Consider the following 26,243-nt stretch of genomic DNA (forward strand, 5'->3'; position numbering starts at 1 on the left):
CATATTTAAAGTTCATTTCAAAATAGCTTCCGTCGAGTTGACCTGGCATGTTATTTGACGATTACTTTGCCTGTCATTCCTTTAAGAAGATGGTATCGACATATTAATTCATATGTACCAGTATTTTTAGGTTTCACGGTAATATTCTTTTCTTTTCCTGACTGGACTACGACGTCAATACCGAGTTTTTTCACTGTAAAGGTGTGCTCGTTTTTACCTTTATTTTTCAATAGTAATGTTGTTGATCCTTCAAGCGGAATCGTGATGACATTTGGATTAAAGTAATCATCATTTAGTTCAACCTCAATCACTTTCGTTAAATCGGTGGGTTGTGTTACGACATGAACTGAGGCAAATACTTGGGAGGATCCTAAAGACATCCACCATACAATCATTACAAGCAAACTGCTGAATCGAAATAACCACCTGTTCATAGACATCTGCAATTCTCCTTTGTTAAGTACTTTCCTCAATTAACCTGCATCATTAGTTTAAGAGTTATACTATATAGTTAAATTGATTACAGAAAAAATTAACTTGGACTTTTTTAACATGCGTTGAAAAAACATGTATCTTTTCAGGATTGAATTATCCATAAAAACTGTATAGCATATATACTCTCGTGTTAAATTTCATATACCGTAATAAGAATAAAAAATTATTTTTTCGAAAAAATGTAGTAATTCCTTTTTGTAGTTTGCTATAATTAGTTCGAATGTGGGCAGTATCAGAGCGAACTGCACCATGATTCGAAGTCATACGAAAAATAATAACTTGGATTCTGCCTTGATCCAATAACGGACTGGGACAGAGGGATGAATAATGCCGACTAACACACAACCCTTCTGCCCTTTTATGGCCAGAGGGGTTTTTTTATATGATTTCGGCCATCTCCTCTCTCCTGCATAAAGGAGGAGTAGTTTTTGAAAACAAAAACAGATTTTTTGAAGATGAAAGAGCAAGGTGAGCCGATTACAATGCTAACGGCGTATGATTATCCATCTGCTAAATTAGCAGAAGAAGCTGAAGTTGATATGATTCTAGTTGGAGATTCTCTTGGAATGGTTGTACTCGGATACGATTCAACAGTACCTGTAACAGTAGAGGATATGATTCATCATACGAAAGCTGTACGCCGCGGAGCGAAAGAGACGTTTATTGTAACTGATATGCCATTTATGTCGTATCACGTATCATTACAAGAAACGATGGTGAATGCACGCCGCATCGTTCAAGAGAGCGGGGCACACGCACTGAAGGTAGAAGGTGCTGGAGAAGTTATATCGACGATTCAATATTTGACGAACGCAGGAATTCCTGTTGTAGCGCATTTAGGTTTAACCCCTCAATCTGTAGGAGTGTTGGGTGGATATAAAGTGCAAGGAAAAGATGCGGAGAGTGCAAAAAAATTAATAGAAGATGCAAAGAAATGTGAAGAAGCTGGTGCAATAGCGCTTGTGTTAGAATGTGTACCAATGCAGTTAGCAGAACTTATTTCAGAGCAACTAACAATACCGACAATTGGGATTGGAGCAGGACAAAAAGTAGATGGGCAAGTGCTTGTTTATCATGATCTTATCTCATACGGCGTAAATCGTGTTCCGAAATTTGTGAAGCAATATACGTCTGTTCAAGAGGAGATTGTGCGTGGGATTTCACAATATGTTACTGAAGTAAAGACAAGGCAATTTCCTGAAGAAAAACATTCGTTCACAATGAAAGAGGAAGAATGCTTAGCGTTATATGGAGGAAAACAATAATGAAAATCGTAACTACAGTGCAAGAGATGCAGCAAATTACGAGCGAACTTCGTGCAAGTGGAAAGAGTATTGGTTTTGTTCCAACAATGGGTTATTTACATGAAGGCCATGCTACTTTATTACGTAAGGCAAGAGAAGAAAATGAAACTGTAGTTTTAAGTGTATTTGTAAACCCACTACAATTTGGCCCAAATGAAGATTTAGATCGATATCCTCGTGATATTGATAGAGATGAAAATGTAGCAAAAGAAAACGGTGTAGATTATTTATTTTATCCGAGTGTAGAAGAAATGTATCCAGCAGAACAAACAACAACGGTAGAAGTTGTGAAGCGCACGGACGTATTATGCGGTCAACAAAGACCTGGTCATTTTGCTGGTGTTGCAACTGTACTAATGAAACTATTTAATATTACGCTGCCAAAGCGTGCTTATTTCGGTATGAAAGATGCTCAACAAGTTGCAGTAATTGAAGGGTTTGTAACTGATTTCAATATTCCAGTTACAATCGTACCAGTTGATATTGTAAGGGAAGAAGATGGTTTAGCGAAAAGTTCTCGTAACGTGTACCTATCACAAGATGAACGTGAAGAAGCTCTTCATTTATACCGCAGCCTATGTATAGCGAAAGAAAGAATTGAGGCAGGTGAACGTAATCCCGAAATCATTACAAATCTTGTGAAAGAGTATATTGAGACGCATACGAAAGGCACTGTAGATTATGCAGATTTATATGCATATCCGTCATTAACAATGGTAGAGAAAGTCAAAGGAAGAATCATTTTAGCTATTGCAGTTAAGTTTGAAAATGTAAGATTAATTGACAATATAACATTAACAGTTAAATAAGGGGGAGCATCTATGTTTCGCACAATGATGAGAGCAAAGTTACATCGTGCAACTGTAACGGAGGCAAATTTAAATTATGTAGGTAGTATTACAATTGATGAAGACTTAATGGATGCAGTAAATATTGTAGAAAACGAAAAAGTCCAAATTGTAAATAATAATAATGGTGCTCGCTTAGAGACATACGTTATTAAAGGGGAACGCGGTAGTGGTGTTGTTTGTTTAAACGGTGCTGCGGCAAGGCTTGTACAACCAGGGGACAAAGTAATTATTATTTGTTATGGGCTAGTTACGGAAGAAGAGATTCAAAAACAAGAACCAAAAATTGCAGTATTAGACGATAATAATCAAATTATTGAAATGTTAGGTGCTGAAAAAGCGGGTACGATATTATAAGTAGAAAGGCTATCTCCATTGCGGAGATAGCTTTTTTGTGCATCTTTTCATTAAGATGAGATAAAACGTGGTATAGTAACATTATATAAATTATTGTTGTTTGAAAGGTAAGAAATTGAGGTGTTACATATATGAGTAAGCGTTATGTCGTTGTTGATTTAGAGACGACAGGGAACTCCTGGAAAGATGGGAAGGATAAAATTACCCAAATTGCAGCTGTTGTAGTAGAAGATGGAGAGATATTGGAGATTTTTTCGTCTTTTGTTAACCCAAAGAGAGAGATCCCACCATTTATTACAGAATTAACAGGGATTGATGAAAGTCTTGTAAAACAAGCCCCGTTATTTCAAGATGTAGCCCCGATGATTGTTGAGCTATTACAAGGTGCGGCTTTCGTTGCGCATAATGTTCACTTTGATTGGAATTTTTTAAATGAAGAATTAAGGCAAGCTGGATATACAGAAATACATTGTCCGAAAATCGACACGGTTGAATTGGCTCAAATTCTTTTGCCGACAGCCGATAGTTATAAATTACGTGATTTAGCTAAGAAGCATGAACTAGAGCACGATCAACCACATCGTGCGGATAGTGATGCTCTTGCAACAGCGGAATTATTTTTACAATTTTTAAATGAAATTGAAAAGTTACCACTTGTCACGTTGCAATCGCTTTATGAATTAAGTGATGTGTTCCAAAGCGATATAGCTGATGTGCTTTCTGAAAATATTTTAAAGAAAGTAATGCACGGTAAAGAAGATATAGCGGAGTATGAAATACATCGAAATATTGCGCTGAAAAAGCGGAACTATTCCTTAAACCTTGGAGAAACGTGTTCATCAAAGTTTGATGCTTTCTTGAATAAAACGATGGATAAATTGGAATCACATATGCCAAAGTTTGAAAGAAGAGAAAGTCAACAACTGATGATGAAAGAGATATATACGGCGTTAAGAGATTCTCGTTTTTCACTAATTGAAGCGGGTACAGGAACAGGAAAGACTCTTGCTTATTTGCTTCCTAGTCTTTATTTTGCAAAGAGAAAAGAAGAACCTGTCATTATAAGTACACAAACGGTACAACTCCAACAACAAATATTAGAAAAAGAAATTCCGTTATTACAAAAAATAATGCCATTTTCATTTGAGGCAGCTCTTCTAAAAGGAAGAAAGCATTATTTATGCTTACATAAATTTGAGTATGCTTTGCAAGAGGAAGAAAAAAATTATGATATGGCACTTACGAAGGCGAAGATTTTAGTTTGGCTATTGCAAACTGAAACAGGTGATCGAGACGAATTAAATATTCCTGAGGGCGGAAAGTTACTTTGGAATCGTATTTGTAGCGATGCGTATAGTCCAGGCGGTATGCAAAGTAATTGGTTTAGTCGTTGTTTTTATCAGCGAGCGAAGAATAAAGCTTTATTTGCAGATATCGTTATTACAAATCATGCGTTATTATTTCAAGATTTTTCAAGTGAAGAACCGTTGTTTGCTTCATGCGAACATATTATTTTTGATGAAGCTCACCATATTGAAGAAGCTGCGAGTAGAACATTGGGTGAACAGTTTTCTTGTATGTATTTTCAATTGGTTATATCTCGTCTTGGGACGCTAGAAACAGAAGATGTACTCTCCAAAGTATATAAAATGATGAAAAAATCAGAGCAAGCATCTCGTTCAACTTTCCGTATGATAAGTTATAGTTTGAAGGAACTTAAGTTTGATGCGGATGAACTCTTCCAAATGTTACGTACTTTTATATTTAAACAAACAAAGCAAGAGCAAGGAACGAATAATATGCCGCTCATCTATAGGTATAACGCAGATCTAGAAAAAGGTAAGTTGTGGGATAGTATCGTCGAATTAACAAATCGTTTTATATATGAATTAAGAAGGGTAGTAACTGCTCTTGAGAAGCAAGTGGATATATTGCAAAGTAAGTTAGAATGGGAGATGCATGTTGTAACAGGTGAATTTATGCATTTAATTGAGTTGCTGAGAAAGATGGCAGAATCATTACAGTTACTCGTATTAGAAAAGAATTCGTATGTAACTTGGATGGAGACTGAAACGAAAGGGACGATTCATTCAACAGTTCTATACGCACAGCCTGTCCATATTGGTGAAAGATTTGCTGATGAATTTTTAACAGAAAAAAAGAGTGTTATTTTTACATCCGCAACACTAACAGTTAACGATACGTTTGATTATATAAAAGAGGAACTTGGTTTACATGATTTCGCTCCAAATACTTTAAAGGTTCCGTCACCATTTCGTTATGATGAACAGATGAAATTAATGGTTTCAACGGATGTACCTTTTATTAAGCAAGTAAGTAATGAGCGATATATTGAATCTGTATCGGAACATATTGCAAAGATAGCAAAAGCCACAAAAGGCAGAATGCTCGTTTTATTCACTTCGTATGAAATGTTAAAAGAAGCGTATGCGAATTTAAAAAATAATGATGAATTAGAGGGTTATTTATTACTCACCCAAAGTGTGAATAATAGAAGTCGAAGCCGCTTAATTCGAAAGTTTCAAGAGTTCGACAAATCAATTTTATTAGGGACGAGCAGTTTCTGGGAAGGAATAGATATTCCTGGAGATGCCTTAAGTTGTCTTGTTATAGTCCGTCTACCATTTACACCTCCTCATCAGCCGATGATGGAAGCGAAAGGTGAGTGGCTAAAAAATCAAGGTGAAGATGTATTCGCTAAATTAGCGCTCCCACAAGCAATATTACGTTTCAAACAAGGATTCGGCCGCTTAATTCGAACGAATACAGATACAGGAACGGTAGTAGTGTTAGATCGTCGTTTGACGAGTTCTTCCTATGGAAAACGATTTCTACAATCGATTCCTAACGTACCTCTTTATGAAGGACCATTAGAAGAATTGTTAGTACAATTAGAAGAACCATTAAATGAATAAAAATGGAAGAAAAATACGCCTGAAGTACTTATAAACTTCAGGCGTAAAAAATGTGGGTAGGAGGAATTTTATTTTTCTTACTTCTTGTATACAAAATGTGTTGGTTTTCGACTTGAAACCTTTTTTTGCTGTACATGTCCTGCTATAATAGATGGGTGATGAAGCAGGGGTTGTAAAGAATGTACTCTTATTGTAACCGCATTGCGTTCTTCTATAATTAGAAATTTTTGTGTAACGGAGGAGTTTTTTCATGGATAAGAAAATCGAAGTACTATCAACGACGCGTATTAAATATTCGTCGGATTTGTATAAAATTGTTGATAGTTTAAATCGTACGTTAAAAGAGCAGGACCTCATGTTCGGACTAGCATTAGACGAAAAAGATAAAGAAACAGCTGTATTTACGATTTACAGAACGTAGTGATACAATGAAAAAGTGGATCTTTGCAATCATTATTGTTATCGTTGCTAGCGGAATATATGGGGCGTATGTTTATAATAAAGCGATGGGAAAGAAAATTCCAAAAGAGTCGAAATTTGTAGAAATTGCTAAAGAAAAAGCAAAGCTTACAAAGGTGAAATCTGTTGATTATTACAACGGAAAATCTGCATATATAGTCGTGCAAGGTACAGATGAAAAGGGAGAACAACTTATCGTTTGGGTGCCTGAGAAAAAAGGGGATACTGTAGTAAGGAAAAAGAGCGAAGGTATTTCTGAAAAAGAGGCTATACAAAGAACAATAGAGCAAGTCGGCAATGAAAGTAAGGAATCAAAAAGTAAGCCGAAAGAGATTATGAAAGTGAAATTAGGCTTTGAAAATGATGTACCACTATGGGAAGTTACATATATTGATGATGACAATCGTTATAGTTATTACTATCTTGAATTTAAAGATGGAAAATTTTTAAGACGATATAGCATTGAAAAATAGATGTAGGGGGAACTACAAATGAAATTAGCAAAGCGAGTAGCTGCTTTAACACCGTCTTCAACTTTAGAAATTACAGCAAAGGCACAAGCATTAAAAGCAGAGGGTCATGATGTAATTGGATTAGGGGCAGGGGAACCTGACTTTAATACACCAGAGCATATTATGGATGCTGCACATAAAGCGATGTTAGAAGGGCATACGAAGTATACACCAACAGGTGGATTACAATCGTTAAAACAAGAAATTGTGAAGAAATTTACTCGCGATCAAGGTATTGCGTATGATCCATCTGAAATTATTGTATGTAATGGTGCAAAGCATGCATTATATACATTATTCCAAGTATTACTTGATGAGGGAGATGAAGTTATCATCCCAACTCCTTACTGGGTAAGCTATCCAGAGCAAGTAAAGCTTGCTGGCGGTAAGCCGGTTTATGTAGAAGGTTTAGAAGACAATGAGTACAAAATTACAGCAAAGCAGCTGCGTGAGGCAATTACAGAGAAAACGAAAGCAGTTATTATTAATTCACCGAGCAATCCAACAGGAATGATTTATAGCAAAGAAGAATTACAACAGCTTGGAGAAGTATGTTTAGAACATGATATTTTAATCGTTTCTGATGAAATTTATGAAAAATTAATTTATGGTGGCGTAGAATATACTTCAATTGCCCAGCTTTCTAATGCATTAAAAGAACAAACACTTATTATTAATGGTGTATCTAAATCTCATTCTATGACAGGATGGCGTATTGGATATGCTGCAGGAAATAAGCAGCTTATTAAAGCAATGACGAATTTAGCGAGTCATAGTACGTCAAACCCTACTTCAATCGCTCAATACGGCGCAATTGCGGCATATGCAGGCTCACAAGAACCTGTGGAAACAATGCGTCAAGCCTTTGAAGAGAGATTAAACATCATTTATGATAAATTAATTCAAATCCCTGGCTTTACTTGTATTAAACCGCAAGGGGCATTTTACTTATTCCCTAACGTAAAAGAAGCTGTAGCTTTATCAGGATATGCAACAGTTGATGATTGGGCAAAAGCTCTATTAGAAGAGGAAAAAGTGGCTCTTGTACCAGGTACAGGATTTGGTGCTCCAAATAATGTTCGTTTATCATATGCGACATCTCTTGAACAAGTAGAGAAAGCATTAGAGCGCATCCATACATTTATGAAAAGTAAAGTGCAAGCTTAATTTTATATTTCATTCATGTAATATAAAAAACCTCCCTATTAATGGGGAGGTTTTTTTGACGGATTGTGGCAAAAAGAAATAGCTAAAGGTGTGTTATACTAGAGAGCGAGGTGTTTGGTGATGAAAAAGAAAATGATGTTACAGTGGTTTGAGCAGGGAAGCATTGCAATTCCAAAATTGCTTATGATGCATTATAAAAAATTAGGTTTAAATGAGACGGAATTTATGGTTGTACTTCATGTACACACATTTTTAGAATCAGGTAATTCGTTTCCGACTCCTTCAGAGATTTCTGAACGGATGACGATAACGGAAATGAAATGTATGGAAGTAATTCAGACGTTGATTCAAAAAGGTTTTTTATCACTAGAAGGTGGACAAAGATCAGAAGCGATGATGTGCGAAAGTTATTCTTTACAACCGTTATGGGAAAAAATATTACATTTCTTAATGGATGAATCAATAGAGGAAGAGCAAAAAGAAAAAAAACAGCTACAAGTAAATTTATATACAGTATTTGAAAAAGAATTTGGAAGACCACTTTCGCCGTTCGAATGTGAAACGTTAGGGATGTGGGAGGACCAAGATCAACATCATCCAAATTTAATTCAAGCGGCTCTTAGAGAAGCTGTAATGAGTGGAAAACTAAATTTCCGATATATTGATCGTATTTTATTTGAGTGGAAAAAGAATGGAATTAAAACGGTAGATCAGGCTCAAAATCAAGGTCAAAAATTTAGAGCGAATCAACAAAGGGCACAACAAATGACAAAACAAGAGACGAAATTTACTGGAAAAGTGCCTTTTTATAATTGGTTGGAGCAGTAATATAGGAGGAAAAATATGCTTAACAAAACGCAAATCCGTTATTGTTTAGACACAATGGCGGATATGTATCCAGAAGCACATTGTGAATTGGTTCATGATAATCCATTTGAACTTGTAATCGCGGTGGCGTTATCTGCACAATGTACGGATGTACTTGTAAATAAAGTGACAAGAAATTTATTTCAAAAATATAAAACACCAGAAGATTATTTAAGTGTTTCTCTAGAAGAATTACAACAAGATATACGCTCTATCGGATTGTATAGAAATAAAGCAAAAAACATTCAAAAATTATGCCGAATGTTATTAGATGACTATAATGGAGAAGTACCGAACGATCGAGATGAACTTACGAAATTACCAGGTGTAGGAAGGAAAACAGCGAATGTTGTAGTTTCCGTAGCGTTTGGAATTCCGGCAATTGCTGTTGATACACATGTGGAGCGAGTGAGTAAACGATTAGCTATGTGTAGATGGAAAGACTCTGTGTTAGAAGTAGAAAAAACATTAATGAAGAAAGTACCAATGGATGAGTGGGGAGTTACACATCATCGTATGATTTTCTTTGGACGTTATCATTGTAAAGCACAACGACCGCAATGTGAGGAATGCAGACTGTTAGAAGTATGTCGTGAAGGAAAGAAGCGAATGAAGGTGAAATAAAGGATGGAACGAGTTATAGAAATACCGAAAGAATTTCACTGTTTACCATTTTTTAAAGAAAGTGTAAATTTAATTAAGTATCATACAGACAATTCTTTTGAAGAGATAATACAAAATACTTACTTTATATTTGATATTGAAAGACAGTATGAGCCATGGAAGGAAATTGAAAACAGCATTCCAGTGATGTTGAATGTATGGAAAAATAAGCATGAAGACATTGCTATACTGTTTCGAAATAGAAATAAGCAAGAGGCTGAGGGATCAATGATTCTTTTTTCAGCTCACTTGTTATCGGTTGTCTATTGGCTAAATGAACAACCTGTTCATAGTTTGAATGAAATGCAAATAAATACGAATAAATTAAAAGTGCAACCTGTTAATTTTATGGAAAGATATTCATTCATTATAAAGAAACCGAGTAATTATCATTCTTATATTCAATTAGCGCAGTTGTATATCGAAATAGAAAAGCTGTATGTAAAGAAAATGATAACAAAAAAGAAGTCCGCTTCTCGTTAAGAGAAACGGACTTCTTTTTTTGTATATTAGGACTCTGTTGTAACAACAGCACCGTCTGCGTGAGGTGTATCTCCTCCGGGATTTTGGTGTTGCTGTTCTTGTTGTTTCTTAGCCTCTTCTTCAGCTTTTTTCTTGGCCTCTTCTTCAGCTTTCTTCTTAGCTTCTTCTTCAGCTTTTTTCTTAGCTTCTTCTTCAGCTTTCCTTCTAGCTTCCTCATCAGCTTTCTTTTGAGCTTCTTCTTGCTGTTTACGTTGTTGTTCTTGCTGTTGCTGTTCTTGTTGTTTCTTAGCCTCTTCTTCAGCCTTTTTCTTAGCTTCGTCTTGTTTTACTTTATCTTCATTAGCCTTTTTCTGGGCTTCCTCATCAGCTTTTTTCTTAGCTTCTTCATCGGCCTTTTTCTTAGCCTCTTCTTCAGCTTTTTTTGCATCTGGAGTTCCGCCAGGCGCAGTGAAGGATGCACCAACTGCTGGGCTTGTGCCAGTACCTTTTTTCGCTACTACAGAGAAGCTGTAAGTAACACCTGGTTTAATACCACCAAGAGTAGCTGTCGTACCACTTATTGATAGGCTACCACTTGAACCGTCAGTTGCTTTATAGCTGGCTGCATATGCATCAACTTCTGCTGGTCCAGACCAGTTTAGTGTAACTGTGCTAGCGCCATCAAAAGTGACATTCAGACCACTAGGGGCATCTACTTTAATTTGTTTAATTGCATCTTTTTTCGCACCTTTTACGTATAACTCTCCGTTTATTTCTTGTACAGAAGAAGGACGTTCAAAGCGTGATTTATCTGTAGCGAATTTGCTCATCATTACTTGGAACATTTGCTGTGCAATTCTAGTGGAGCGATCGCTAACATAATTTTTTGGACCATCTTTTTCGTAACCGGTCCAAACAGCCATTGTGTATTGTGGCGTATATCCAGCAAACCAGCTATCTCTGTTTGCATCAGCTGGGATGTCATATTTTTGAAGAACTGATTCATCAAAGTTTTGTGTTCCTGTTTTACCTGCTACGTCAACACCTGAAACGTATGCTGTTGGACCTGTACCACCAGAACCAGGTTTTACTACGTCACGAAGAACGTCAGTAACCATATAAGCTGTATAGTCTTGCATTGCGCGATGTTCTTTCGGTTTAAAGCTTTTCTTTTTCCCGTCCGGGAAGGTTACTTCTTTTACGAAGTGTGGTTTATTATAGTTACCACTATTACCAAAGGTTGCATATGCACCTGCTACTTCTAATGGAGAACTATCGTTACTACCGATTGCTGTTGATTCGTAGACTTTTCCTTCTTTAAAGGTCATGCCTAAACCTTCAGCAAATTCTTTTGACTTATTAAGACCAACTGTTTGTGCTGTCTTTAAAGCTGGAATGTTTAATGACTTTTTCAAAGCTTCACGTAGTGAAACGTCACCTTTGTAACTCTTTGTTGCATTTTGTATTTTCTTACCATTGGAATACGTATACTCTGAGTCGTTTAATTGATGGTATGTAGACCATTGTAAATTTTCAATTGCCGGACCGTAGTCGAAAATTGGTTTCATTGTTGAACCAACTTGGCGTTTTAAATCAGTTGCCATATTATGACCTTTGAAAGTAGACTTACTTTCTTTACGTCCAGCACCAATTGCTCGAACTTCTCCAGACTGTGTATCCATAAATACGAATGACCCTTGGAATTGATCGTCCGGATACTTAATAAGATTGCCATCCATAATTTTGTCGGCGTAATCTTGAGCATCTTGATCAAGTGTTGTATGAATCGTTAAACCATCTGAACCGATATTTACATCAGGATATTCTTTTTCAACTTCTTTTACAACCGCATCTAAAAATGCTTGATACTTCATCTCAGTTACTTCTGAAGACGGTTGAAGGCCCTCAGTTACTGGAATCTTAACGGCGTTATTCATTTCTTCTTTTGTTATATAACCATGTCGATTCATTAATGATAATACGACATTACGACGATTTGTTGCTCGTTCAACATTTTCCTTTTTTGTTGGATCATAAATGTTTGGACCTTGGGGTAAACCAGCGAGCATAGCAGCTTCATGTAATTGCAAGTCTTTTAAATCTTTACCATAATATTTTTGCGCTGCTGTCGCAATACCGTATGAACGGTTACCTAAATTAATCTTATTTAAGTACATTTCTAAAATCTCATGTTTAGAGTATTGTTGCTCTAATTTGTAAGATAAGTACCATTCTTGCACTTTTCTTTTAGCAGTTTTGTCCATCGTTAGAAAGTAGTTTTTAACGACTTGCTGTGTAATCGTACTACCACCTTGGGAACCGAAACCACCAGTGACATTTTCCATAACTGCTTTTGTAGTTCGTTTAAAATCAATTCCATTATGATCATAGAAACGCGAATCCTCAGTTGCAAGAAATGCATTTTCAACTACTTTTGGAATTTGATCATAAGTAACATGTGTTCGTTTTTCAGCACCGTATTCATAGAAGAAATTTCCGTTTTTATCGAGAAACTTTGTTGATAAAGGATTAACAAGTTTGGATTTGTCTAATTTTGGAGCGTCCTTTACCATAACAAAGAAAGCGGAAACGCCGGCTACAAGACCAACGATACCAAGAAGTAGACAACCTATAAGGAATTTCTTGAAAAAGGAGCCTTTTTTCTTTGGTTTTTCTTCTTTATGTGTTTTTTTCTCTTGATTTTTCACATGATTTCGTTCTGTACGAGAACGATAATTATCTGACATTATACTTTCTCCTACCTTTCATTCTCTCCCCCAAAAGTCGAAAAAAGAGCCTTAGTGATGACTCTATCACGAAAAATAAACCATGTCTAGTACACGGATATAGTCAATCCGAGGGTGATAACCGCATGATAATAAGGATCCATGCTCTTCTATTTCTTCTTTCGTAATCGACTTGCGTCCACCAGTATTTTGACGATTCCAAAATGCAATAATATGTTTTGCATCTAGTAAATAAAATTCATCAAAAAGTGTAAATTTAATAATAACAAATGCAATTCCATTATGAGCAACCACTTGCTTCATATGTTCAATTTGATGAAGGTGGAAGTTTTGAAGTGGGAAACTAGTTTTATTTTTGGTTTCCTTTGCTTCAAAATCGATGTATTTCCCTTTGTATACACCGTTGTAATCTGTTGTAGAAGGTTGTTTAAAATACGCTTCTTTTACCACTGCAGCACTTCGAGCGGGGTAATCTACTTTTACAATTTGAAGAGGTGTAGGCTTTTTATGTACACATGCAATATTATGGGTTAAGTAATATTGATTTGTTTCATTCAATTCCTCTTCAAGGGACATACCTCTATTACTATAAGTATGTGTTTTTATAGGTGTTTTTTGAGGTTGTGAAGCTTGATTATACCTTTTTCCATTTGGGTAACGAATGGTCATAGTGTGTCCACCCCCAACTTGCTAAGAATTACTTACAAAGGTGATTATATCAAAAAATGAAAAAAGATGTGACCTTTTTGATGAAAGGTATGATGACTTATTTATGTTTACATGGAATGATTATATGAAAATTAAACAAAATCGAGAAAAAAATTTTTGTATAGAGGAAGAAAAAGCAATCATTCACAATATTAAAAAGAAAACAGAAATAGCTAATGTGGACAATATTTCTCGGACACAATCTTATCAAGAATATTATTTAAGAAATAGTGAAATCAGGTGGGCCTTTTTAGCGAGTATGGTTTCGAGAAATGCGGGCTGGAATATGACTGATTTAGAAGGGAGATATTATGCTACTGTTTTACCTAGAACGGTAAAAAAACATTTATTTCTTCTGTACGAACAGGCTAATTGGATTATTTTTTTAGATGCATTTCCTCAGCTATTATTGTATGAGGAAAGTAAGAAGAGACATGCACCTCTCTTTCATTTGTTGCAATACTTCAATGTATCAATTTTTATGGAAAAAGAATGGTTACTTTTCTGGGAAAGAAGAGATATGAATAGACTTATGACAGCGCTTATTATAAATGAACAAAATAAAATTCAAAAACCAGTCATTGAGAACACATATTTTAAAAAACATGTATTCCATACTGCACTTTTTAAAGTACAAGAAAGACTTCATATTAGTGCAGTTATCTTCCCAACAATTGAAGGGAGAATGTATGGGTTTTCGGTTTATCAATTTGAAACGTTACAAAAGCGTATAGAACTAGGAAAAAAATTAGCATGGTTATTGTTTCATCCAATTTATAATGGTTCGTTTTATAAGTTTGCACTGCAAACTACACATACTGGGTCTAGAGAAGATTATGAAGTTTACGCAAAGGAAACTCGAAAGTCTTATACGCCAACACTTAGAGATATTTATCCTGTTATTTTACATGAAGAAATAAAAATGAGAGATTGGTTTTGTGCAAATATGAAAATGAATGTGTTATTTGTACTTGAAGAACCTAAAGGGGAAGTTAATATAACAGAATGGTATAGAAGAAAGAGAGAACAAATCTATAGGCTATCTATCGTAAACCGTTTTGCTAAAAGGATCGATGAGTTCATGATATAATAAAAAAGAAGTCCCGTCTTCCATTTTGAAGACGGGACTTCTTAATTTGAAAAAATCCTGCTATGCGTGCTACAACTTTAATTTCAAAACGTAATGCTAGTAGGAGATTAAGGATGATTTGAAATTTAAATGTTCGTAATAAAGTCTCGCTTTATGTAGCAGGGAAGTTTGGACCATCTAGCTTTGGATTGCCAGTCTCGGGTTTATTTTGTTGTTTGTTTTGGTTTTTCTTTTTTTCATTTTTGTTCTTTGCCATTGTAATACACCTCCTTTTTGTATTGTTACCATTTCTATAAATGACATACGAAATGATTTCTTTGACGAATAACAACTAGTTTTGTCATGTGGGCAGGAGTGGTGAATCATTCGGCGAAATTACATGACAAAGGAAAAGCAAAGAAGGAGGCGTTTTGTATATGGCGATGGTTCAGAAGGAAGATGTAATGAAAAAAATGGATCAAATGTTAAGTTCTCTCGATTTGCTGGAAATGAATATAGGGATTAGAATGAATCATGCATTAAAGGATGCGAGTGAAAAAATATGTAATAAGATAGAAATAACAGAAATGCATATTGAACATATGGAAAATAAATTAGTGCATCACGAAGAAAAAGGGAATTGGGTGAAGACATTTCAAACCGTCGTAGTGAGTGCATAATAAGGTGGGAAAGAAATGAAGAATGAAGCATTAATACAGTCTTCAGAAAAACTCATGCAGTATAATAATGAAGCGAATGTAAAAAAAAGAGAACTAACTGAATACGACTTTTATAAGGATATGAAACCGTTTGTAGATATGGTAGATGAGGAATTAAAGAAGTGGAAAGAACTAGCTTATACGTGGATTAAAGAAGAAAAGCCAAAGTATATACATGTACAGCAAATTGATCAAGTATACGATAATTTACAAACGAATGTGTTGCAATGCTTTGTAAATAAAGGTAAAGGTAAACGATTCTTTGAAACACACCAAGCCATTTCGTATACTTTGCAAAATATAGTTGAGCAATGTAAATAACAAGAGGGAGAGCCCTCTTGTTATTTTTATGCTTCTGTCATTGTTGTAGGTTTTGTTGCGCCGTTTATTTCTAATTCTTTTATTAATGTTCGATAATCTGATATGCATATTTTTCCTTCGAGATACCAATGTCTCGCAAAGTCTAATAATTCATTTGCATTCTCTGTGCAATACCCCTTTTTTTGAGAAAACGCTTGTTTTAAATCCCCTAATACCATGTTGATTCCTCCCCCATGAGAATCTTCTTCTTAATTATCATAGCATGGAAGGGTTTTCTTTTTTAATTTTTTAAAAATTTAAACTTCCGACAAAAATAGACATATATTCCATCACACATATTATTTTATAGGTACATATTATATATGTAGAAACTTATGTGAAGGAGGAGAGAATGCATGTTTCAACAACCTAACGTATATCAGCAATCGAATCCATATGCACAGCAAAATATGTACCAATATAATACGGATACATATTTACGGTATAATATGTATCCTTTCGAGCCTTATTATGGAAATCAAAATTATTATCAACCGTTTGAAGTGTCCTTTATGAATCAAGCTCAACAACCACAACAGCAGCAACCTTATGTGAATCAAGCTCAACAATCACAAGCTCAGCAACCATACATGAATCAACCACAGCAGCAGCCTTATATGAATTCGCAATATTATATGCCACCACCATCGCCGTATGCTAATCAACAAGCGATGTTTTATCCACCAAAACAACCGTACCCGACGCAGGGTAAGCAAAAGCAACAACAGCCAAGCCAGTTTTCTAGTTTTGTTTCTCAATTTAAAACATCAGATGGTAACTATGATGTAAATAAAATGATGAATACAGCTGGACAAATGATGAATGCGATGAATCAAGTGACAGGTATTGTAAAGCAAGTTGGAGGCTTTTTTGGTAAGTGATGTTGAAGGATTGTCTATAAAAACAATGTAAATGAAATAAAGGACTAGACAAATTTCCTTGTAATAAATGGGTATATATAACAAACGGCTTTCTCTCTTTTCTCATACTGTAAAGTGTAATCAGATTTTTTTAACGAGAGAGGAGAGAAAAAACTATGCATCATTGTCATCCTTGCTTTGGAGGGCATAAGCCTACAGGACCTATTTGTACGACTGCTCCTGTCATTCATCCGACGAAACAATGCGTAACACACTCTTTTTCAACAACGGTGGTGCCACACATTTTCCCAACACATACAACACATGTACATCATCAACAAATTAAAAACCAAAACTTCTTCCCACAAACAAATTCAAATGTAAATGTTGTGGACCCAATCGACCCAGGATTCGGTGGCGGATGTGGACCGTGTGGTCATGGACATCATGGACATCATGGACATCATGGACATCACGTATCACCATTTGGTCCAGGACCAAATGTATCTCCGTTTGGACCAAACGTATCACCATTCGGTCCAAATATCGGACCAAACGTTGGTGGAATGTTTAAAAAGTAAATGATATGTTAGAACTAGCGAAATGCTAGTTCTTTTTTTGTAATTGGAGTGTTGATATGAAAGTTATTGCAGTAACAGGATATAAGCCATTTGAACTTGGAATATTTAAAAATGATCATCCAGGAGTGGAGTGTATAAAGAAAGCATTACACCGTAAATTAACCAATTTTGTAGAAGATGGTTTAGAGTGGGTTATAATAAGTGGCCAATTAGGTGTAGAATTATGGGCTGCTGAAGTTGTTTTTGAAATGCAAGTAGAATATCCTGATTTAAAATTAGCGGTATTCACTCCGTTTTTAGAACAAGAAGAAAATTGGAAAGAAGATAATCGTGAATATTACGAATTTATTCTTTCTCAAGCAGACCATGTTGATAGTATCACGAAACGGAAGTATGAAAGCCCAGAGCAATTTAAATTAAAAAATCAATTTTTTATTGAAAAAAGTGATGCGCTTTTAGCGGTATACGATGAAGAAAAACCAGGAAGTCCCAAATATATTGTAGAATCAGCAAAGAAAAAAGGGGAAATAGAAAATTATCACAGTTATTTCATTCTTTTTTCTGATTTACAAGATATAATAGAAGAGGAACAGTGGAATAATGCAGAGTAATATGTAATATAGTACTCGTATATATGATTGACAAAAAGCATTGTTTCTGAAAAAATTTAGTTAATGAAAGTTTTGGTAAAAATTTGAGGTGAAGAAAATGATTTCGGATAAAATTAAATTAACAGCGAAAGATATTTTAGAAAAAGAATTTAAAACAGGTATGAGAGGTTATCAGCAAGAAGAAGTAGACAAGTTTCTTGATATGATCATTAAAGACTATGAAGCTTTCCACAAAGAGTTTGAGCAATTAAAGCAACAAAATGCTCGTTTAAAGCGTGAATTAGAGGAACAAAAACTAGCAGTAACGCAAGTTCCACAACAACCTGTACAAACACCAGTTGCACAACCAGTTTATAACAACACGAATACGGATATTTTAAAACGCTTATCTAACTTAGAAAAAGCTGTATTTGGAAGTAAGTTATACGAATGATGTAAGGTGGGAAAAGGTTTAAGCATTTTACATAGAAAAAAACGTTGCAAAATCTTTTTGTTTCCACTATACTAATGGATGTCATAACGTTTGGGTAATCGCTGCAACGCCAACGTTGTAGAGGAAAGTCCATGCTCGCACGGCCTGAGATGGCTGTAGTGTTCGTGCCTAGCCAATTCATAAGCTAGGGTATTCTGGCTGTAAGGCTGGTTTAACGGCAGGGAAAAAACCTAAGTCCTTTCGGATATGGTTTGACTACCTTTAAAGTGCCACAGTGACGAAGTCCTTGAAGAAATGATAGGAGTGGAACGAGGTAAACCCCACGAGCGAGAAACCCAAATAATGGTAGGGGAATCTTTTCCAAGGAAATGAACGACGGGAAAGGACAGGTTTTATAACCTGTAGATAGATGATTGCCACCGGAGTACGAGGCGTGGGCCGTTTGTAGTACAAAGGAACAGAACATGGCTTACAGAACGTTATGAACCAACTATGAAATAACTCAGCTCTCCTTTGTTAGAGGAGGGCTTTTTATTTGTATGAAGTTATAAAGTATGAGTTAAAATGGTTAATGAGAAAATTTTTCGTAAAATGTAATGATTAATAGGACCAATTGCTATTAATTATTGTTTGAATATACATAAGAGGTGAATGCAAATGGGAAAAGTTACTTTAATTGCAACAGCGGCAATGGGTATTGAAGCGTTAGTTGCCCGAGAAGTTCGCGATCTTGGTTATGAATGTCAAGTAGAAAACAGCAAAGTAACATTTGAAGCAGATGAAAAGGCGATTTGTCGTACGAATTTATGGTTACGTACTGCGGACCGTGTAAAAATTAAAGTTGGCGAATTTAAAGCAACAACATTTGATGAGCTATTTGAAAAAACGAAAGCATTAAACTGGGGAGATTATATTCCAGAGAATGGTGAATTCCCTGTTATCGGAAAATCTTTAAAATCTGAATTATTCAGTGTTTCGGATTGCCAACGTATCGTTAAAAAAGCTGTCGTTGAAAAATTAAAAACAACATATAAACGTACAACTTGGTTTGAAGAAGATGGCCCGTTATTCCGTATCGAGATTGCAATGCTAAAGGATATTGCGACATTAACAATTGATGCGAGCGGTGTTGGACTTCATAAACGTGGATACCGTATGGATCAAGGGGAAGCTCCGTTAAAAGAAACATTAGCTGCGTCTTTAATTAAATTAACAAACTGGAAGCCGGATCGTCCATTTGTTGATCCATTCTGTGGATCAGGTACAATTCCGATTGAAGCAGCATTAATTGGACAAAACATTGCACCAGGATTTAACCGTGGTTTCGCATCTGACGAGTGGGGCTGGGTAGGTAAACAAAACTGGCGTGAAGCTCGTCAAGAAGCTGAAGATTTAGCGAACTATGATCAACGATTACAAATCATTGGATCCGATATTGATCATCGTATGATTCGAGTTGCTCAAGATAATGCAGAAGAAGTAGGCTTGGGCGATTTAATTACATTTAAACAAATGCAAGTAAAAGATTTCACAACAAAAGAGGATTATGGCTACGTTGTAACGAATCCTCCATACGGAGAACGTTTAAGTGAAAAAGCACTTGTTGAACAATTGTACAAAGAAATGGGACAAGTATTCCGCCCATTAGATACATGGTCAGCGTATGTATTAACAAGTTACGAAGCATTTGAGAAGTGCTATGGAAAAGATGCATCGAAGAAACGTAAACTGTTTAACGGGTTTATCCGTACAGATTACTACCAATACTTCGGAAAACGTCCACCGCGTAATTCATAGTATAAAACTCCTCCAGCGCGCATATACTGGCTATTATGTAATGCGTAAAGGAGGAAGTGATATGGATAATTTCCAATTATCAATGATTCAAAAAGCTATTCACCGTACGTATGATGAGCTCGGAAAAGAAGTGGATAGTCAAGATGCGATTGTAGATGAAATACAAAAAGCACAAGAAGAATATTTGTCAGCTCTTTCACATGAAACAGCGATTGATAAAAGGTATTTAAAGTCATTAATATAGAAGAAAATTTTCCTTTTTCGAAAGGAAAATTTTTTTTCGTGTATTTATATCTATGGCAACAGGGGAAAGTAGCTGCACACATATGAGTAGCGGTTACTATATCTTTTTATAGAAAAACTTTTTGGTTGGAGGCTAAGGATGTTTACTGAGAAGAGATTACCATTTGAAGTAGGAAAACAAGACAATTTTTATGATAAGTTGAATGAGTGGATTGGAGATGTGTTTTACGACATCCTTCCGGAAAAAGGTTTTGAAGAGCGTGATGAACAAATTTTTATGGCGTTTCAATTAGAGCGTGCTTTCCAAGAAAAGAAAGTTATGTTCGCAGAAGCGGGTGTAGGAACAGGGAAAACTATTGTATATCTTCTATATGCAATTTGCTATGCGCGTTATACTGGAAAACCAGCTATAATTGCTTGTGCAGATGAAACGTTAATTGAGCAGCTTGTGAAAGAAGAAGGGGACATTGCTAAGTTATCTGAAGCATTAGGGCTATCTGTAGATGTAAGGCTTGCAAAATCAATGGATAATTATTTATGCTTACGTAAACTTGAAGATGTTATGAGTGGACGAGCTCCAGAAGTAATTGAAGACGTATATTATGAATTACCACAATTCGTATTTGATCATGGTACGATGCAAAACTTTACTCACTATGGTGACCGAAAAGAATTTCCACTATTAAATGACGAAGAATGGTCAAAAGTAAATTGGGATTACTTCCAAGATTGCTTCACTTGTGATTCTCGTCATCGTTGCGGTCAAACTCTTTCTCGTGAACATTATCGTAAAGCAGCAGATTTAATTATTTGTTCTCAAGATTTTTATATGGATCATATTTGGACGTACGATGCTCGAAAGCGTGAAGGACAAATTCCATTATTACCAGAAAGTAGTTGTGTTGTATTCGATGAAGGACATCTTGTAGAATATGCAGCTCAAAAAGCTTTAACATATCGTTTAAAGCAAACGATGATGGAGCAACTACTAACGAGATTGCTACAAAACGATATTCGTGAGGAGTTTGCACATTTAGTAGAAGAAACAATTTGGCAAACAGAGCGATTCTTTGATGTGTTACAAGAAAACAAAAAAGAAATTGCCGGTTCTGATCGTTTAGAAATTACTGTGACAGAAAAAGTAACAGCTGAAGCAAAACGACTTTATGCGAAAATTGGTGAAGTCGGTGATGCGTTAGTATTTGAAAGTGAAATGCATACAGTAAATACGTATGATTTAAATATCGTTGATGAACATTTAGATGTATTAGAACATTCACTTCGTCTATTCATGCATGAGAAAAATGTAATTACATGGGGTGAAGAAGGTGATGGAGCCTTCACGTTAGTAATTATGCCACGTGCAGTTGAAGAAGTATTACAAGAGAAAGTATTCTCGAAGAAAATCCCGTATATCTTCTCATCTGCTACATTATCTAATAACGATTCATTCGCATTTACAGCAAATAGCCTAGGGGTAAAAGATTACTTATCATTCTCAGTTGCCTCACCATTTGATTATGAAGAGCAAATGGCAGTAAACTTACTATCGCATACGAAAGAAAATGAGTGGGAAAGAAAGTGTCAATATACACTTGAAAATATACAGAAAACAAACGGACGTACACTTGTATTATTCCGTACAACGCAAGAACTTGCAGCGTTTAAAGAATATGTAAGTAAAGAACAAATGTCAGTTCCGTTCTTATATGAAGGGGATCAAGAAATTAGTCAGCTCGTTTCTCGTTTCCAAAATGAAGAAGAGACTGTACTTTGTGCCGTTCATTTATGGGAAGGTTTAGATATTCCTGGTTCATCATTATCACATGTTATCATTTGGTCATTACCATTCCCTCCAAACGATCCTGTGTTTGAGGCGAAGCGTAAACATGTAAATGATCCATTCTGGGATGTAGATGTACCGTATATGATTTTACGTCTTCGTCAAGGGATTGGCCGTTTAATTCGTACGAGCGACGATAAAGGTGCTATATCAATCTTCTTATCTGATACAGAAGATGAGAAAGTGATAGAAGCGGTGAAAAACGTACTACCAGTAGAAGGTAAAGAATTATAAGGAGAAAGCTTGGCGCTTGCCAAGCTTTTTTTCTATTATAAAAGGAAATTAGATTTTCATGTCGAATTAAGTTTGAGGTAGAAAAAGGAGGTTTTTATACAATGACAGTAGCTACATATGAAGTAGAAAAACAATTTTTAACATATGTGAAGAAGATACAAAATTACGGAGAAGCATTAAGTTTAATGTTTTGGGACTTAAGAACAGGGGCGCCTAAAAAAGGTGTTGATCAACGTTCAGAAGTAATTGGTATGCTTTCATCCGAAGTGTTTGCTATGTCGACTTCAGATGAGATGGGGAACTATTTAACAGAGCTTGAAGCTTTAATACGTGAAGATAAACTTTCTGAAACGACGAAGAAAATGGTTGAAGAGTGTCGGAAAGAATATGATAGAAATAAGAAAATTCCACAAGCGGAATATGAAGCGTATGTGAAATTAGAAGCGAAAGCAGAGAGTGTGTGGGAAGAAGCTCGTGAAAAATCTGATTTCGAAATGTTCCGCCCGTACTTAGAAAAAATTGTTGAATTTAAAAAGAAATTTATTACATATTGGGGTTACGAAACATATAAATACAATACATTATTAGACATGTATGAGCCAGGTATTACAGTAGAAGTTTTAGATCACGTATTTGGTCAACTTCGTGAGCGCATCGTGCCGCTTGTAAAAGAAATCTCTGAGTCTAAAAAAGGATTAAAAACAAGTGCTTTATCGGAAAAATTTTCAAAAGAAAAACAAAAGAACTTTACATTAGAACTATTAAAGCAATTGAATTATGACTTTGAAGCAGGCCGTCTTGATGAAACAGTACATCCATTCGAAATTACATTAAATAGAGGGGATGTTCGTATTACGACACGCTATGACGAAAAGGATTTCCGCATGGCTGTGTTTGGAACAATTCATGAATGTGGTCATGCTGTATATGAACAAAATATTTCAGAGAAATTTGAAGGTACACCGTTATGTAGTGGAACATCTATGGGTATTCATGAGTCACAATCGTTATTCTTTGAGAACTTTATCGGCCGTAATAAATCATTCTGGAAGAAAAATTATGATTTATTAAAAGAGTATAGCAATGGTCAATTTAATGATATGTCAGTCGATGAATTTTATGATGCAATTAACGAATCGAAGCCGTCATTCATTCGTATAGAAGCAGATGAGCTTACATACCCGCTTCATGTTATGGTGCGTTATGAATTAGAGAAAGAATTATTTGATGGTACATTACAAGTGAAGGACTTACCAGCAGCTTGGAATGATAAGATGGAAGCATATTTAGGAATTCGTCCGGAAAATGATGCGCAAGGTGTATTGCAAGATGTTCACTGGGCTGGTGGCTCATTTGGATACTTCCCATCTTATGCGCTTGGTTACATGTATGCAGCGCAATTTAAGCAAAGAATGTTAAAAGACATTCCAAGCTTTGACGCATTATTAGAAGAAGGAAACGTAACACCAATTCGTGAATGGTTAACAGAACATATTCACCAATATGGTAAAACGAAAAAGCCACTTGAAATTTTAGAAGATGTAACAGGCGAAGGGTTAAATGCAAATTACTTAGCAGATTATTTAGAAGTGAAGTATAAAGAAATTTATGAGTTATAAAAAAGAGCTGCTTACTTGCAGCTTTTTTTTATAGGGGATAGAAGATGGTTTATACATATACAGTAATGACGCAAGAAGAGGCGGAAGAGATTGCATATAACTGGCATTATAAAGGGGAATATTCCTTTTACGATATAGAGGCAGATGAAGAAGATTTAGCTGAGTTTTTAGAGGATGAGAGTAGAGGGAATCATGTATTTTCTGTGAAAGAAAATGGTACTCTCATTGGGTTCTTTACGGTTTGTAAAATAAATAATGGAACGGTTGAGATAGGACTTGGAATGAGACCTGATATAACTGGCAATGGATTTGGTTTACAGTTCGTGAATGCTGGACTAGCTTTTAGCAAAGAAAAATACGGATGCAAATATATAACACTATCAGTAGCGACATTTAATGAGAGAGCGATAAAAGTGTATAAAAGGGCGGGATTTGAAGCGGTTGGAACGTTTATACAGAAAACAAATGGTGGTTGTTTTGAGTTCTTGAAAATGAACTATATATGTAAACGTGATTAAAAAACAGAGGGATCTTCTGTTTTTTTATTTTGATTTAGAAATATATGATACATATTTTTTACTTTTTGTAATTGAGAGTTTTGAAATTTTGGTAGAGGGTGTGTATGATAGAAGTTTAGTAGCAAATAGTAGGTTTAGCAAGGAAGGGTAGAGGTAGTATGATTACAATTAAAACGAAAAATGAAATAGATTTGATGCATGAATCTGGAAAATTACTTGCTTCATGTCATAAAGAAATTGCGAAAATGATAAAGCCAGGTATAACGACACAAGAGATTGATACGTTTGTTGAAATGTATTTAAAAAAGCATGGTGCCACATCTGAACAGAAAGGTTACAACGGGTATCCATATGCGATATGTGCATCTGTAAACGATGAAATGTGTCATGCGTTTCCGGCCGATGTTCCTTTAACTGAGGGTAATATTGTAACAATTGACACGGTAGTAAACTTAAATGGGGGTCTTTCAGATTCTGCTTGGACGTATAGAGTTGGAAAAGTTTCTGATGAAGCAGAAAAGTTGTTGTTAGTAGCTGAGAATGCTTTGTATAAAGGGATTGATCAGGCGGTAATTGGTAATCATGTAGGAGACATTGGCTATGCAATTGAAAGTTATGTAACAAATGAAGGTTTTTCTGTCGCAAGAGACTTTACGGGACATGGGATTGGTAAAGAGATTCATGAAGAACCAGCAATTTTTCATTTTGGGAAACAAGGACAAGGACCTCAGTTACAAGAAGGAATGGTAATTACAATTGAACCGATTGTAAATATAGGTATGCGATATTCTAAAGTAGATTTAAATGGGTGGACTGTACGAACGATGGACGGGAAATTATCAGCTCAATATGAGCATACAATTGCGATTACAAAAGATGGGCCAATCATTTTAACGAAGTTGTAATTGGGAATGAAAGAGTTTGCAAAACTCGAACGAAAATAGTGGTTTTTAAAAATTTGTACGTGTTTTTTTGATAAATGCTTTTCAAAGCATAAAAAGTACGTTATAATCCTTCTATAAAATAAATAGTTAGCTACACTCATATAATCGCGGGGATATGGCCTGCAAGTTTCTACCGAAGTACCGTAAATACTTTGACTATGAGTGAGGACGAATATAATTGCTTGTTTAGCATTCTTTTTTTGCGAAACTCCAAAAGCGCGTCTCTCACTTGTAACGAGTGGTGGCGGCTTTTGGAGTTTTTTTATTGCATAAGAGGGGGAACAAACATGATGAAAGTATTACAAGAAAAGATTTTGAACGAAGGAAAGGTTTTATCTGGTGACGTATTAAAGGTAGATGCTTTTTTAAATCATCAAATTGATCCAGTACTTATGCAAGAAATCGGAAAAGAATTTGCTAAACGTTTTAAAGAAGAGAACATTACAAAAATCGTGACGATTGAATCTTCAGGCATTGCACCAGCAGTTATGGCTGCATTAGAGCTTGGTGTAAAAGTAATTTTTGCACGAAAACGTAAATCGTTAACGTTACAAGATAATATGTACGTTGCAAACGTATATTCATTTACAAAACAAGAAACAAATGAAATTTCATTATCTCGAAATCATATCGATGAAAATGATCGTGTATTAATCATCGATGACTTTTTAGCAAATGGTCAGGCTGCTTTAGGTTTAATGAGTTTAGTAGAGCAAGCCGGAGCGAGTATTGCAGGAATTGGAATTGTTATTGAAAAAGCATTTCAAGATGGAGGAAAGAAGCTTCGTGAACAAGGCGTTCGTGTTGAATCACTAGCAGAAATTGCATCACTTGATAACGGCACAGTTACATTTGTACAGCAAGAAACTGCGGAGGTGAAATAAACG

The 26,243-nt window shown here is 35.5% G+C and carries 29 protein-coding genes, 1 other RNA gene and 1 riboswitch; of the genes, 25 read left to right on the forward strand and 5 right to left on the reverse strand.

The window, feature by feature from the left end:
• Nucleotides 1–50 precede the first annotated feature (50 nt).
• On the reverse strand, nucleotides 51–440 hold the full coding sequence (locus tag DN407_RS07595; protein WP_000062393.1) for a cupredoxin domain-containing protein: 390 nt from the start codon (nucleotides 438–440) through the stop codon (nucleotides 51–53).
• 483 nt (nucleotides 441–923) lie between these two features.
• On the opposite strand from DN407_RS07595, the gene panB reads away from it, so the two are divergent.
• From panB to DN407_RS07650, 10 genes are all read left to right on the forward strand, one after another.
• The gene (gene panB, locus DN407_RS07605) at nucleotides 924–1,760 is read left to right on the forward strand and encodes a 3-methyl-2-oxobutanoate hydroxymethyltransferase (protein ID WP_000851108.1); all 837 of its coding nucleotides are present in this window, start codon (nucleotides 924–926) and stop codon (nucleotides 1,758–1,760) included.
• Complete coding sequence (gene panC / locus DN407_RS07610; protein ID WP_000707027.1) at nucleotides 1,760–2,608, forward strand: pantoate--beta-alanine ligase; 849 nt, start codon at nucleotides 1,760–1,762, stop codon at nucleotides 2,606–2,608. The genes panB and panC overlap by 1 nt, the downstream gene beginning before the upstream one ends.
• Before the next feature lie 12 nt (nucleotides 2,609–2,620).
• Nucleotides 2,621–3,004: an aspartate 1-decarboxylase gene (panD, locus tag DN407_RS07615; RefSeq protein WP_149216144.1), complete on the forward strand. Its 384-nt coding sequence runs from the start codon at nucleotides 2,621–2,623 to the stop codon at nucleotides 3,002–3,004.
• 131 nt (nucleotides 3,005–3,135) lie between these two features.
• Nucleotides 3,136–5,940, forward strand: a complete 2,805-nt coding sequence (dinG, locus tag DN407_RS07620) for an ATP-dependent DNA helicase DinG (protein ID WP_098518050.1) — start codon at nucleotides 3,136–3,138, stop codon at nucleotides 5,938–5,940.
• 250 nt (nucleotides 5,941–6,190) lie between these two features.
• Nucleotides 6,191–6,361, forward strand: a complete 171-nt coding sequence (locus DN407_RS07625) for a YpmA family protein (RefSeq protein ID WP_000358352.1) — start codon at nucleotides 6,191–6,193, stop codon at nucleotides 6,359–6,361.
• Nucleotides 6,362–6,368: 7 nt separating this feature from the next.
• Nucleotides 6,369–6,872 carry a cell wall elongation regulator TseB-like domain-containing protein gene (locus DN407_RS07630; protein WP_000758739.1) on the forward strand — a complete coding sequence of 168 codons (504 nt, stop codon included), beginning with the start codon at nucleotides 6,369–6,371 and terminating at the stop codon, nucleotides 6,870–6,872.
• 18 nt (nucleotides 6,873–6,890) lie between these two features.
• Complete coding sequence (aspB, locus tag DN407_RS07635; RefSeq protein ID WP_000761571.1) at nucleotides 6,891–8,078, forward strand: aspartate transaminase AspB; 1,188 nt, start codon at nucleotides 6,891–6,893, stop codon at nucleotides 8,076–8,078.
• A gap of 120 nt (nucleotides 8,079–8,198) precedes the next feature.
• Nucleotides 8,199–8,906: a DNA replication protein DnaD gene (gene dnaD / locus DN407_RS07640; RefSeq protein ID WP_000728552.1), complete on the forward strand. Its 708-nt coding sequence runs from the start codon at nucleotides 8,199–8,201 to the stop codon at nucleotides 8,904–8,906.
• A gap of 15 nt (nucleotides 8,907–8,921) precedes the next feature.
• Nucleotides 8,922–9,569 carry an endonuclease III gene (gene nth / locus DN407_RS07645; protein ID WP_000933034.1) on the forward strand — a complete coding sequence of 216 codons (648 nt, stop codon included), beginning with the start codon at nucleotides 8,922–8,924 and terminating at the stop codon, nucleotides 9,567–9,569.
• A 3-nt stretch (nucleotides 9,570–9,572) separates the two neighbouring features.
• Nucleotides 9,573–10,091, forward strand: a complete 519-nt coding sequence (locus DN407_RS07650; RefSeq protein WP_149216145.1) for a YpoC family protein — start codon at nucleotides 9,573–9,575, stop codon at nucleotides 10,089–10,091.
• 26 nt (nucleotides 10,092–10,117) lie between these two features.
• On the opposite strand, the gene DN407_RS07655 is transcribed toward DN407_RS07650, so the two are convergent.
• Nucleotides 10,118–12,817 (reverse strand): PBP1A family penicillin-binding protein, encoded by a 2,700-nt coding sequence (locus DN407_RS07655; RefSeq protein WP_001283099.1) that lies wholly within the window; start codon nucleotides 12,815–12,817, stop codon nucleotides 10,118–10,120.
• Between the two features lie 66 nt (nucleotides 12,818–12,883).
• Entirely contained in the window at nucleotides 12,884–13,486 is a 603-nt protein-coding gene (gene recU, locus DN407_RS07660) for a Holliday junction resolvase RecU (RefSeq protein WP_000155598.1), read from the reverse strand.
• 103 nt (nucleotides 13,487–13,589) lie between these two features.
• On the opposite strand from recU, the gene DN407_RS07665 reads away from it, so the two are divergent.
• Complete coding sequence (locus tag DN407_RS07665; RefSeq protein WP_000495650.1) at nucleotides 13,590–14,615, forward strand: DUF2515 domain-containing protein; 1,026 nt, start codon at nucleotides 13,590–13,592, stop codon at nucleotides 14,613–14,615.
• A 151-nt stretch (nucleotides 14,616–14,766) separates the two neighbouring features.
• Here DN407_RS07665 and DN407_RS32730 read toward each other — a convergent pair whose 3' ends face one another.
• Nucleotides 14,767–14,946, reverse strand: a complete 180-nt coding sequence (locus tag DN407_RS32730; protein WP_001987054.1) for a hypothetical protein — start codon at nucleotides 14,944–14,946, stop codon at nucleotides 14,767–14,769.
• Between the two features lie 85 nt (nucleotides 14,947–15,031).
• Between DN407_RS32730 and DN407_RS07670 the strand changes: the two genes are divergently transcribed.
• Nucleotides 15,032–15,274, forward strand: coding sequence for a hypothetical protein (locus DN407_RS07670; RefSeq protein ID WP_070757132.1), 243 nt, complete (start codon nucleotides 15,032–15,034; stop codon nucleotides 15,272–15,274).
• 15 nt (nucleotides 15,275–15,289) lie between these two features.
• The gene (locus tag DN407_RS07675; protein ID WP_000786940.1) at nucleotides 15,290–15,634 is read left to right on the forward strand and encodes a YppE family protein; all 345 of its coding nucleotides are present in this window, start codon (nucleotides 15,290–15,292) and stop codon (nucleotides 15,632–15,634) included.
• A gap of 26 nt (nucleotides 15,635–15,660) precedes the next feature.
• On the opposite strand, the gene DN407_RS07680 is transcribed toward DN407_RS07675, so the two are convergent.
• Entirely contained in the window at nucleotides 15,661–15,852 is a 192-nt protein-coding gene (locus tag DN407_RS07680; RefSeq protein WP_000242652.1) for a YppF family protein, read from the reverse strand.
• A gap of 177 nt (nucleotides 15,853–16,029) precedes the next feature.
• Between DN407_RS07680 and DN407_RS07685 the strand changes: the two genes are divergently transcribed.
• The 12 genes from DN407_RS07685 to DN407_RS07745 all read left to right on the forward strand — a co-directional run bounded on the left by DN407_RS07685 (nucleotide 16,030) and on the right by DN407_RS07745 (nucleotide 26,240).
• A complete protein-coding gene (locus DN407_RS07685) occupies nucleotides 16,030–16,554 on the forward strand; it encodes a YppG family protein (RefSeq protein ID WP_149216146.1) in 525 nt (174 codons plus the stop codon).
• Nucleotides 16,555–16,709: 155 nt separating this feature from the next.
• Nucleotides 16,710–17,114, forward strand: coding sequence for a CotD family spore coat protein (locus DN407_RS07690; RefSeq protein ID WP_097918704.1), 405 nt, complete (start codon nucleotides 16,710–16,712; stop codon nucleotides 17,112–17,114).
• Nucleotides 17,115–17,170: 56 nt separating this feature from the next.
• On the forward strand, nucleotides 17,171–17,725 hold the full coding sequence (locus DN407_RS07695; protein ID WP_000862915.1) for an SLOG family protein: 555 nt from the start codon (nucleotides 17,171–17,173) through the stop codon (nucleotides 17,723–17,725).
• A 97-nt stretch (nucleotides 17,726–17,822) separates the two neighbouring features.
• On the forward strand, nucleotides 17,823–18,158 hold the full coding sequence (gene gpsB / locus DN407_RS07700) for a cell division regulator GpsB (protein ID WP_000622431.1): 336 nt from the start codon (nucleotides 17,823–17,825) through the stop codon (nucleotides 18,156–18,158).
• 86 nt (nucleotides 18,159–18,244) lie between these two features.
• Nucleotides 18,245–18,635, forward strand: an RNA gene (gene rnpB, locus DN407_RS07705) — RNase P RNA component class B.
• 180 nt (nucleotides 18,636–18,815) lie between these two features.
• Nucleotides 18,816–19,955, forward strand: coding sequence for a THUMP domain-containing class I SAM-dependent RNA methyltransferase (locus tag DN407_RS07710; protein ID WP_000521224.1), 1,140 nt, complete (start codon nucleotides 18,816–18,818; stop codon nucleotides 19,953–19,955).
• A gap of 61 nt (nucleotides 19,956–20,016) precedes the next feature.
• A complete protein-coding gene (locus DN407_RS07715) occupies nucleotides 20,017–20,199 on the forward strand; it encodes a DUF3921 family protein (protein WP_000368569.1) in 183 nt (60 codons plus the stop codon).
• Nucleotides 20,200–20,337: 138 nt separating this feature from the next.
• Nucleotides 20,338–22,275, forward strand: a complete 1,938-nt coding sequence (locus tag DN407_RS07720) for an ATP-dependent DNA helicase (protein ID WP_000493698.1) — start codon at nucleotides 20,338–20,340, stop codon at nucleotides 22,273–22,275.
• A 101-nt stretch (nucleotides 22,276–22,376) separates the two neighbouring features.
• Nucleotides 22,377–23,894, forward strand: coding sequence for a carboxypeptidase (gene ypwA / locus DN407_RS07725; RefSeq protein WP_149216147.1), 1,518 nt, complete (start codon nucleotides 22,377–22,379; stop codon nucleotides 23,892–23,894).
• 44 nt (nucleotides 23,895–23,938) lie between these two features.
• A complete protein-coding gene (locus tag DN407_RS07730) occupies nucleotides 23,939–24,412 on the forward strand; it encodes a GNAT family N-acetyltransferase (protein ID WP_016109670.1) in 474 nt (157 codons plus the stop codon).
• Between the two features lie 158 nt (nucleotides 24,413–24,570).
• Nucleotides 24,571–25,317 (forward strand): type I methionyl aminopeptidase, encoded by a 747-nt coding sequence (locus DN407_RS07735; protein WP_000628415.1) that lies wholly within the window; start codon nucleotides 24,571–24,573, stop codon nucleotides 25,315–25,317.
• 116 nt (nucleotides 25,318–25,433) lie between these two features.
• Nucleotides 25,434–25,535, forward strand: a riboswitch (purine riboswitch).
• A 111-nt stretch (nucleotides 25,536–25,646) separates the two neighbouring features.
• Nucleotides 25,647–26,240: a xanthine phosphoribosyltransferase gene (locus DN407_RS07745; RefSeq protein ID WP_000866483.1), complete on the forward strand. Its 594-nt coding sequence runs from the start codon at nucleotides 25,647–25,649 to the stop codon at nucleotides 26,238–26,240.
• The last annotated feature ends 3 nt before the right edge of the window (nucleotides 26,241–26,243 follow it).

The sequence above is a fragment of the Bacillus sp. JAS24-2 genome (assembly GCF_008274905.1).
GTDB classification, from domain to species: Bacteria; Bacillota; Bacilli; order Bacillales; family Bacillaceae_G; genus Bacillus_A; species Bacillus_A cereus.

Coding starts and splice junctions, on each gene's coding strand:
- DN407_RS07630 (WP_000758739.1), top strand. CDS start 6,369: ATGAAAAAGTGGATCTTTGCAATCATTATTGTTATCGTTGCTAGCGGA.
- DN407_RS07710 (WP_000521224.1), top strand. CDS start 18,816: ATGGGAAAAGTTACTTTAATTGCAACAGCGGCAATGGGTATTGAAGCG.
- DN407_RS07625 (WP_000358352.1), top strand. CDS start 6,191: ATGGATAAGAAAATCGAAGTACTATCAACGACGCGTATTAAATATTCG.
- DN407_RS07745 (WP_000866483.1), top strand. CDS start 25,647: ATGAAAGTATTACAAGAAAAGATTTTGAACGAAGGAAAGGTTTTATCT.
- DN407_RS07595 (WP_000062393.1), bottom strand. CDS start 440: ATGTCTATGAACAGGTGGTTATTTCGATTCAGCAGTTTGCTTGTAATG.
- DN407_RS07730 (WP_016109670.1), top strand. CDS start 23,939: ATGGTTTATACATATACAGTAATGACGCAAGAAGAGGCGGAAGAGATT.
- DN407_RS07720 (WP_000493698.1), top strand. CDS start 20,338: ATGTTTACTGAGAAGAGATTACCATTTGAAGTAGGAAAACAAGACAAT.
- nth (WP_000933034.1), top strand. CDS start 8,922: ATGCTTAACAAAACGCAAATCCGTTATTGTTTAGACACAATGGCGGAT.
- panD (WP_149216144.1), top strand. CDS start 2,621: ATGTTTCGCACAATGATGAGAGCAAAGTTACATCGTGCAACTGTAACG.
- recU (WP_000155598.1), bottom strand. CDS start 13,486: ATGACCATTCGTTACCCAAATGGAAAAAGGTATAATCAAGCTTCACAA.
- gpsB (WP_000622431.1), top strand. CDS start 17,823: ATGATTTCGGATAAAATTAAATTAACAGCGAAAGATATTTTAGAAAAA.
- DN407_RS07670 (WP_070757132.1), top strand. CDS start 15,032: ATGGCGATGGTTCAGAAGGAAGATGTAATGAAAAAAATGGATCAAATG.
- DN407_RS07675 (WP_000786940.1), top strand. CDS start 15,290: ATGAAGAATGAAGCATTAATACAGTCTTCAGAAAAACTCATGCAGTAT.
- DN407_RS07685 (WP_149216146.1), top strand. CDS start 16,030: ATGTTTCAACAACCTAACGTATATCAGCAATCGAATCCATATGCACAG.
- DN407_RS07665 (WP_000495650.1), top strand. CDS start 13,590: ATGTTTACATGGAATGATTATATGAAAATTAAACAAAATCGAGAAAAA.
- ypwA (WP_149216147.1), top strand. CDS start 22,377: ATGACAGTAGCTACATATGAAGTAGAAAAACAATTTTTAACATATGTG.
- DN407_RS07695 (WP_000862915.1), top strand. CDS start 17,171: ATGAAAGTTATTGCAGTAACAGGATATAAGCCATTTGAACTTGGAATA.
- dnaD (WP_000728552.1), top strand. CDS start 8,199: ATGAAAAAGAAAATGATGTTACAGTGGTTTGAGCAGGGAAGCATTGCA.
- DN407_RS07650 (WP_149216145.1), top strand. CDS start 9,573: ATGGAACGAGTTATAGAAATACCGAAAGAATTTCACTGTTTACCATTT.
- DN407_RS07735 (WP_000628415.1), top strand. CDS start 24,571: ATGATTACAATTAAAACGAAAAATGAAATAGATTTGATGCATGAATCT.
- DN407_RS07655 (WP_001283099.1), bottom strand. CDS start 12,817: ATGTCAGATAATTATCGTTCTCGTACAGAACGAAATCATGTGAAAAAT.
- dinG (WP_098518050.1), top strand. CDS start 3,136: ATGAGTAAGCGTTATGTCGTTGTTGATTTAGAGACGACAGGGAACTCC.
- DN407_RS07680 (WP_000242652.1), bottom strand. CDS start 15,852: ATGGTATTAGGGGATTTAAAACAAGCGTTTTCTCAAAAAAAGGGGTAT.
- DN407_RS07715 (WP_000368569.1), top strand. CDS start 20,017: ATGGATAATTTCCAATTATCAATGATTCAAAAAGCTATTCACCGTACG.
- panC (WP_000707027.1), top strand. CDS start 1,760: ATGAAAATCGTAACTACAGTGCAAGAGATGCAGCAAATTACGAGCGAA.
- aspB (WP_000761571.1), top strand. CDS start 6,891: ATGAAATTAGCAAAGCGAGTAGCTGCTTTAACACCGTCTTCAACTTTA.
- DN407_RS07690 (WP_097918704.1), top strand. CDS start 16,710: ATGCATCATTGTCATCCTTGCTTTGGAGGGCATAAGCCTACAGGACCT.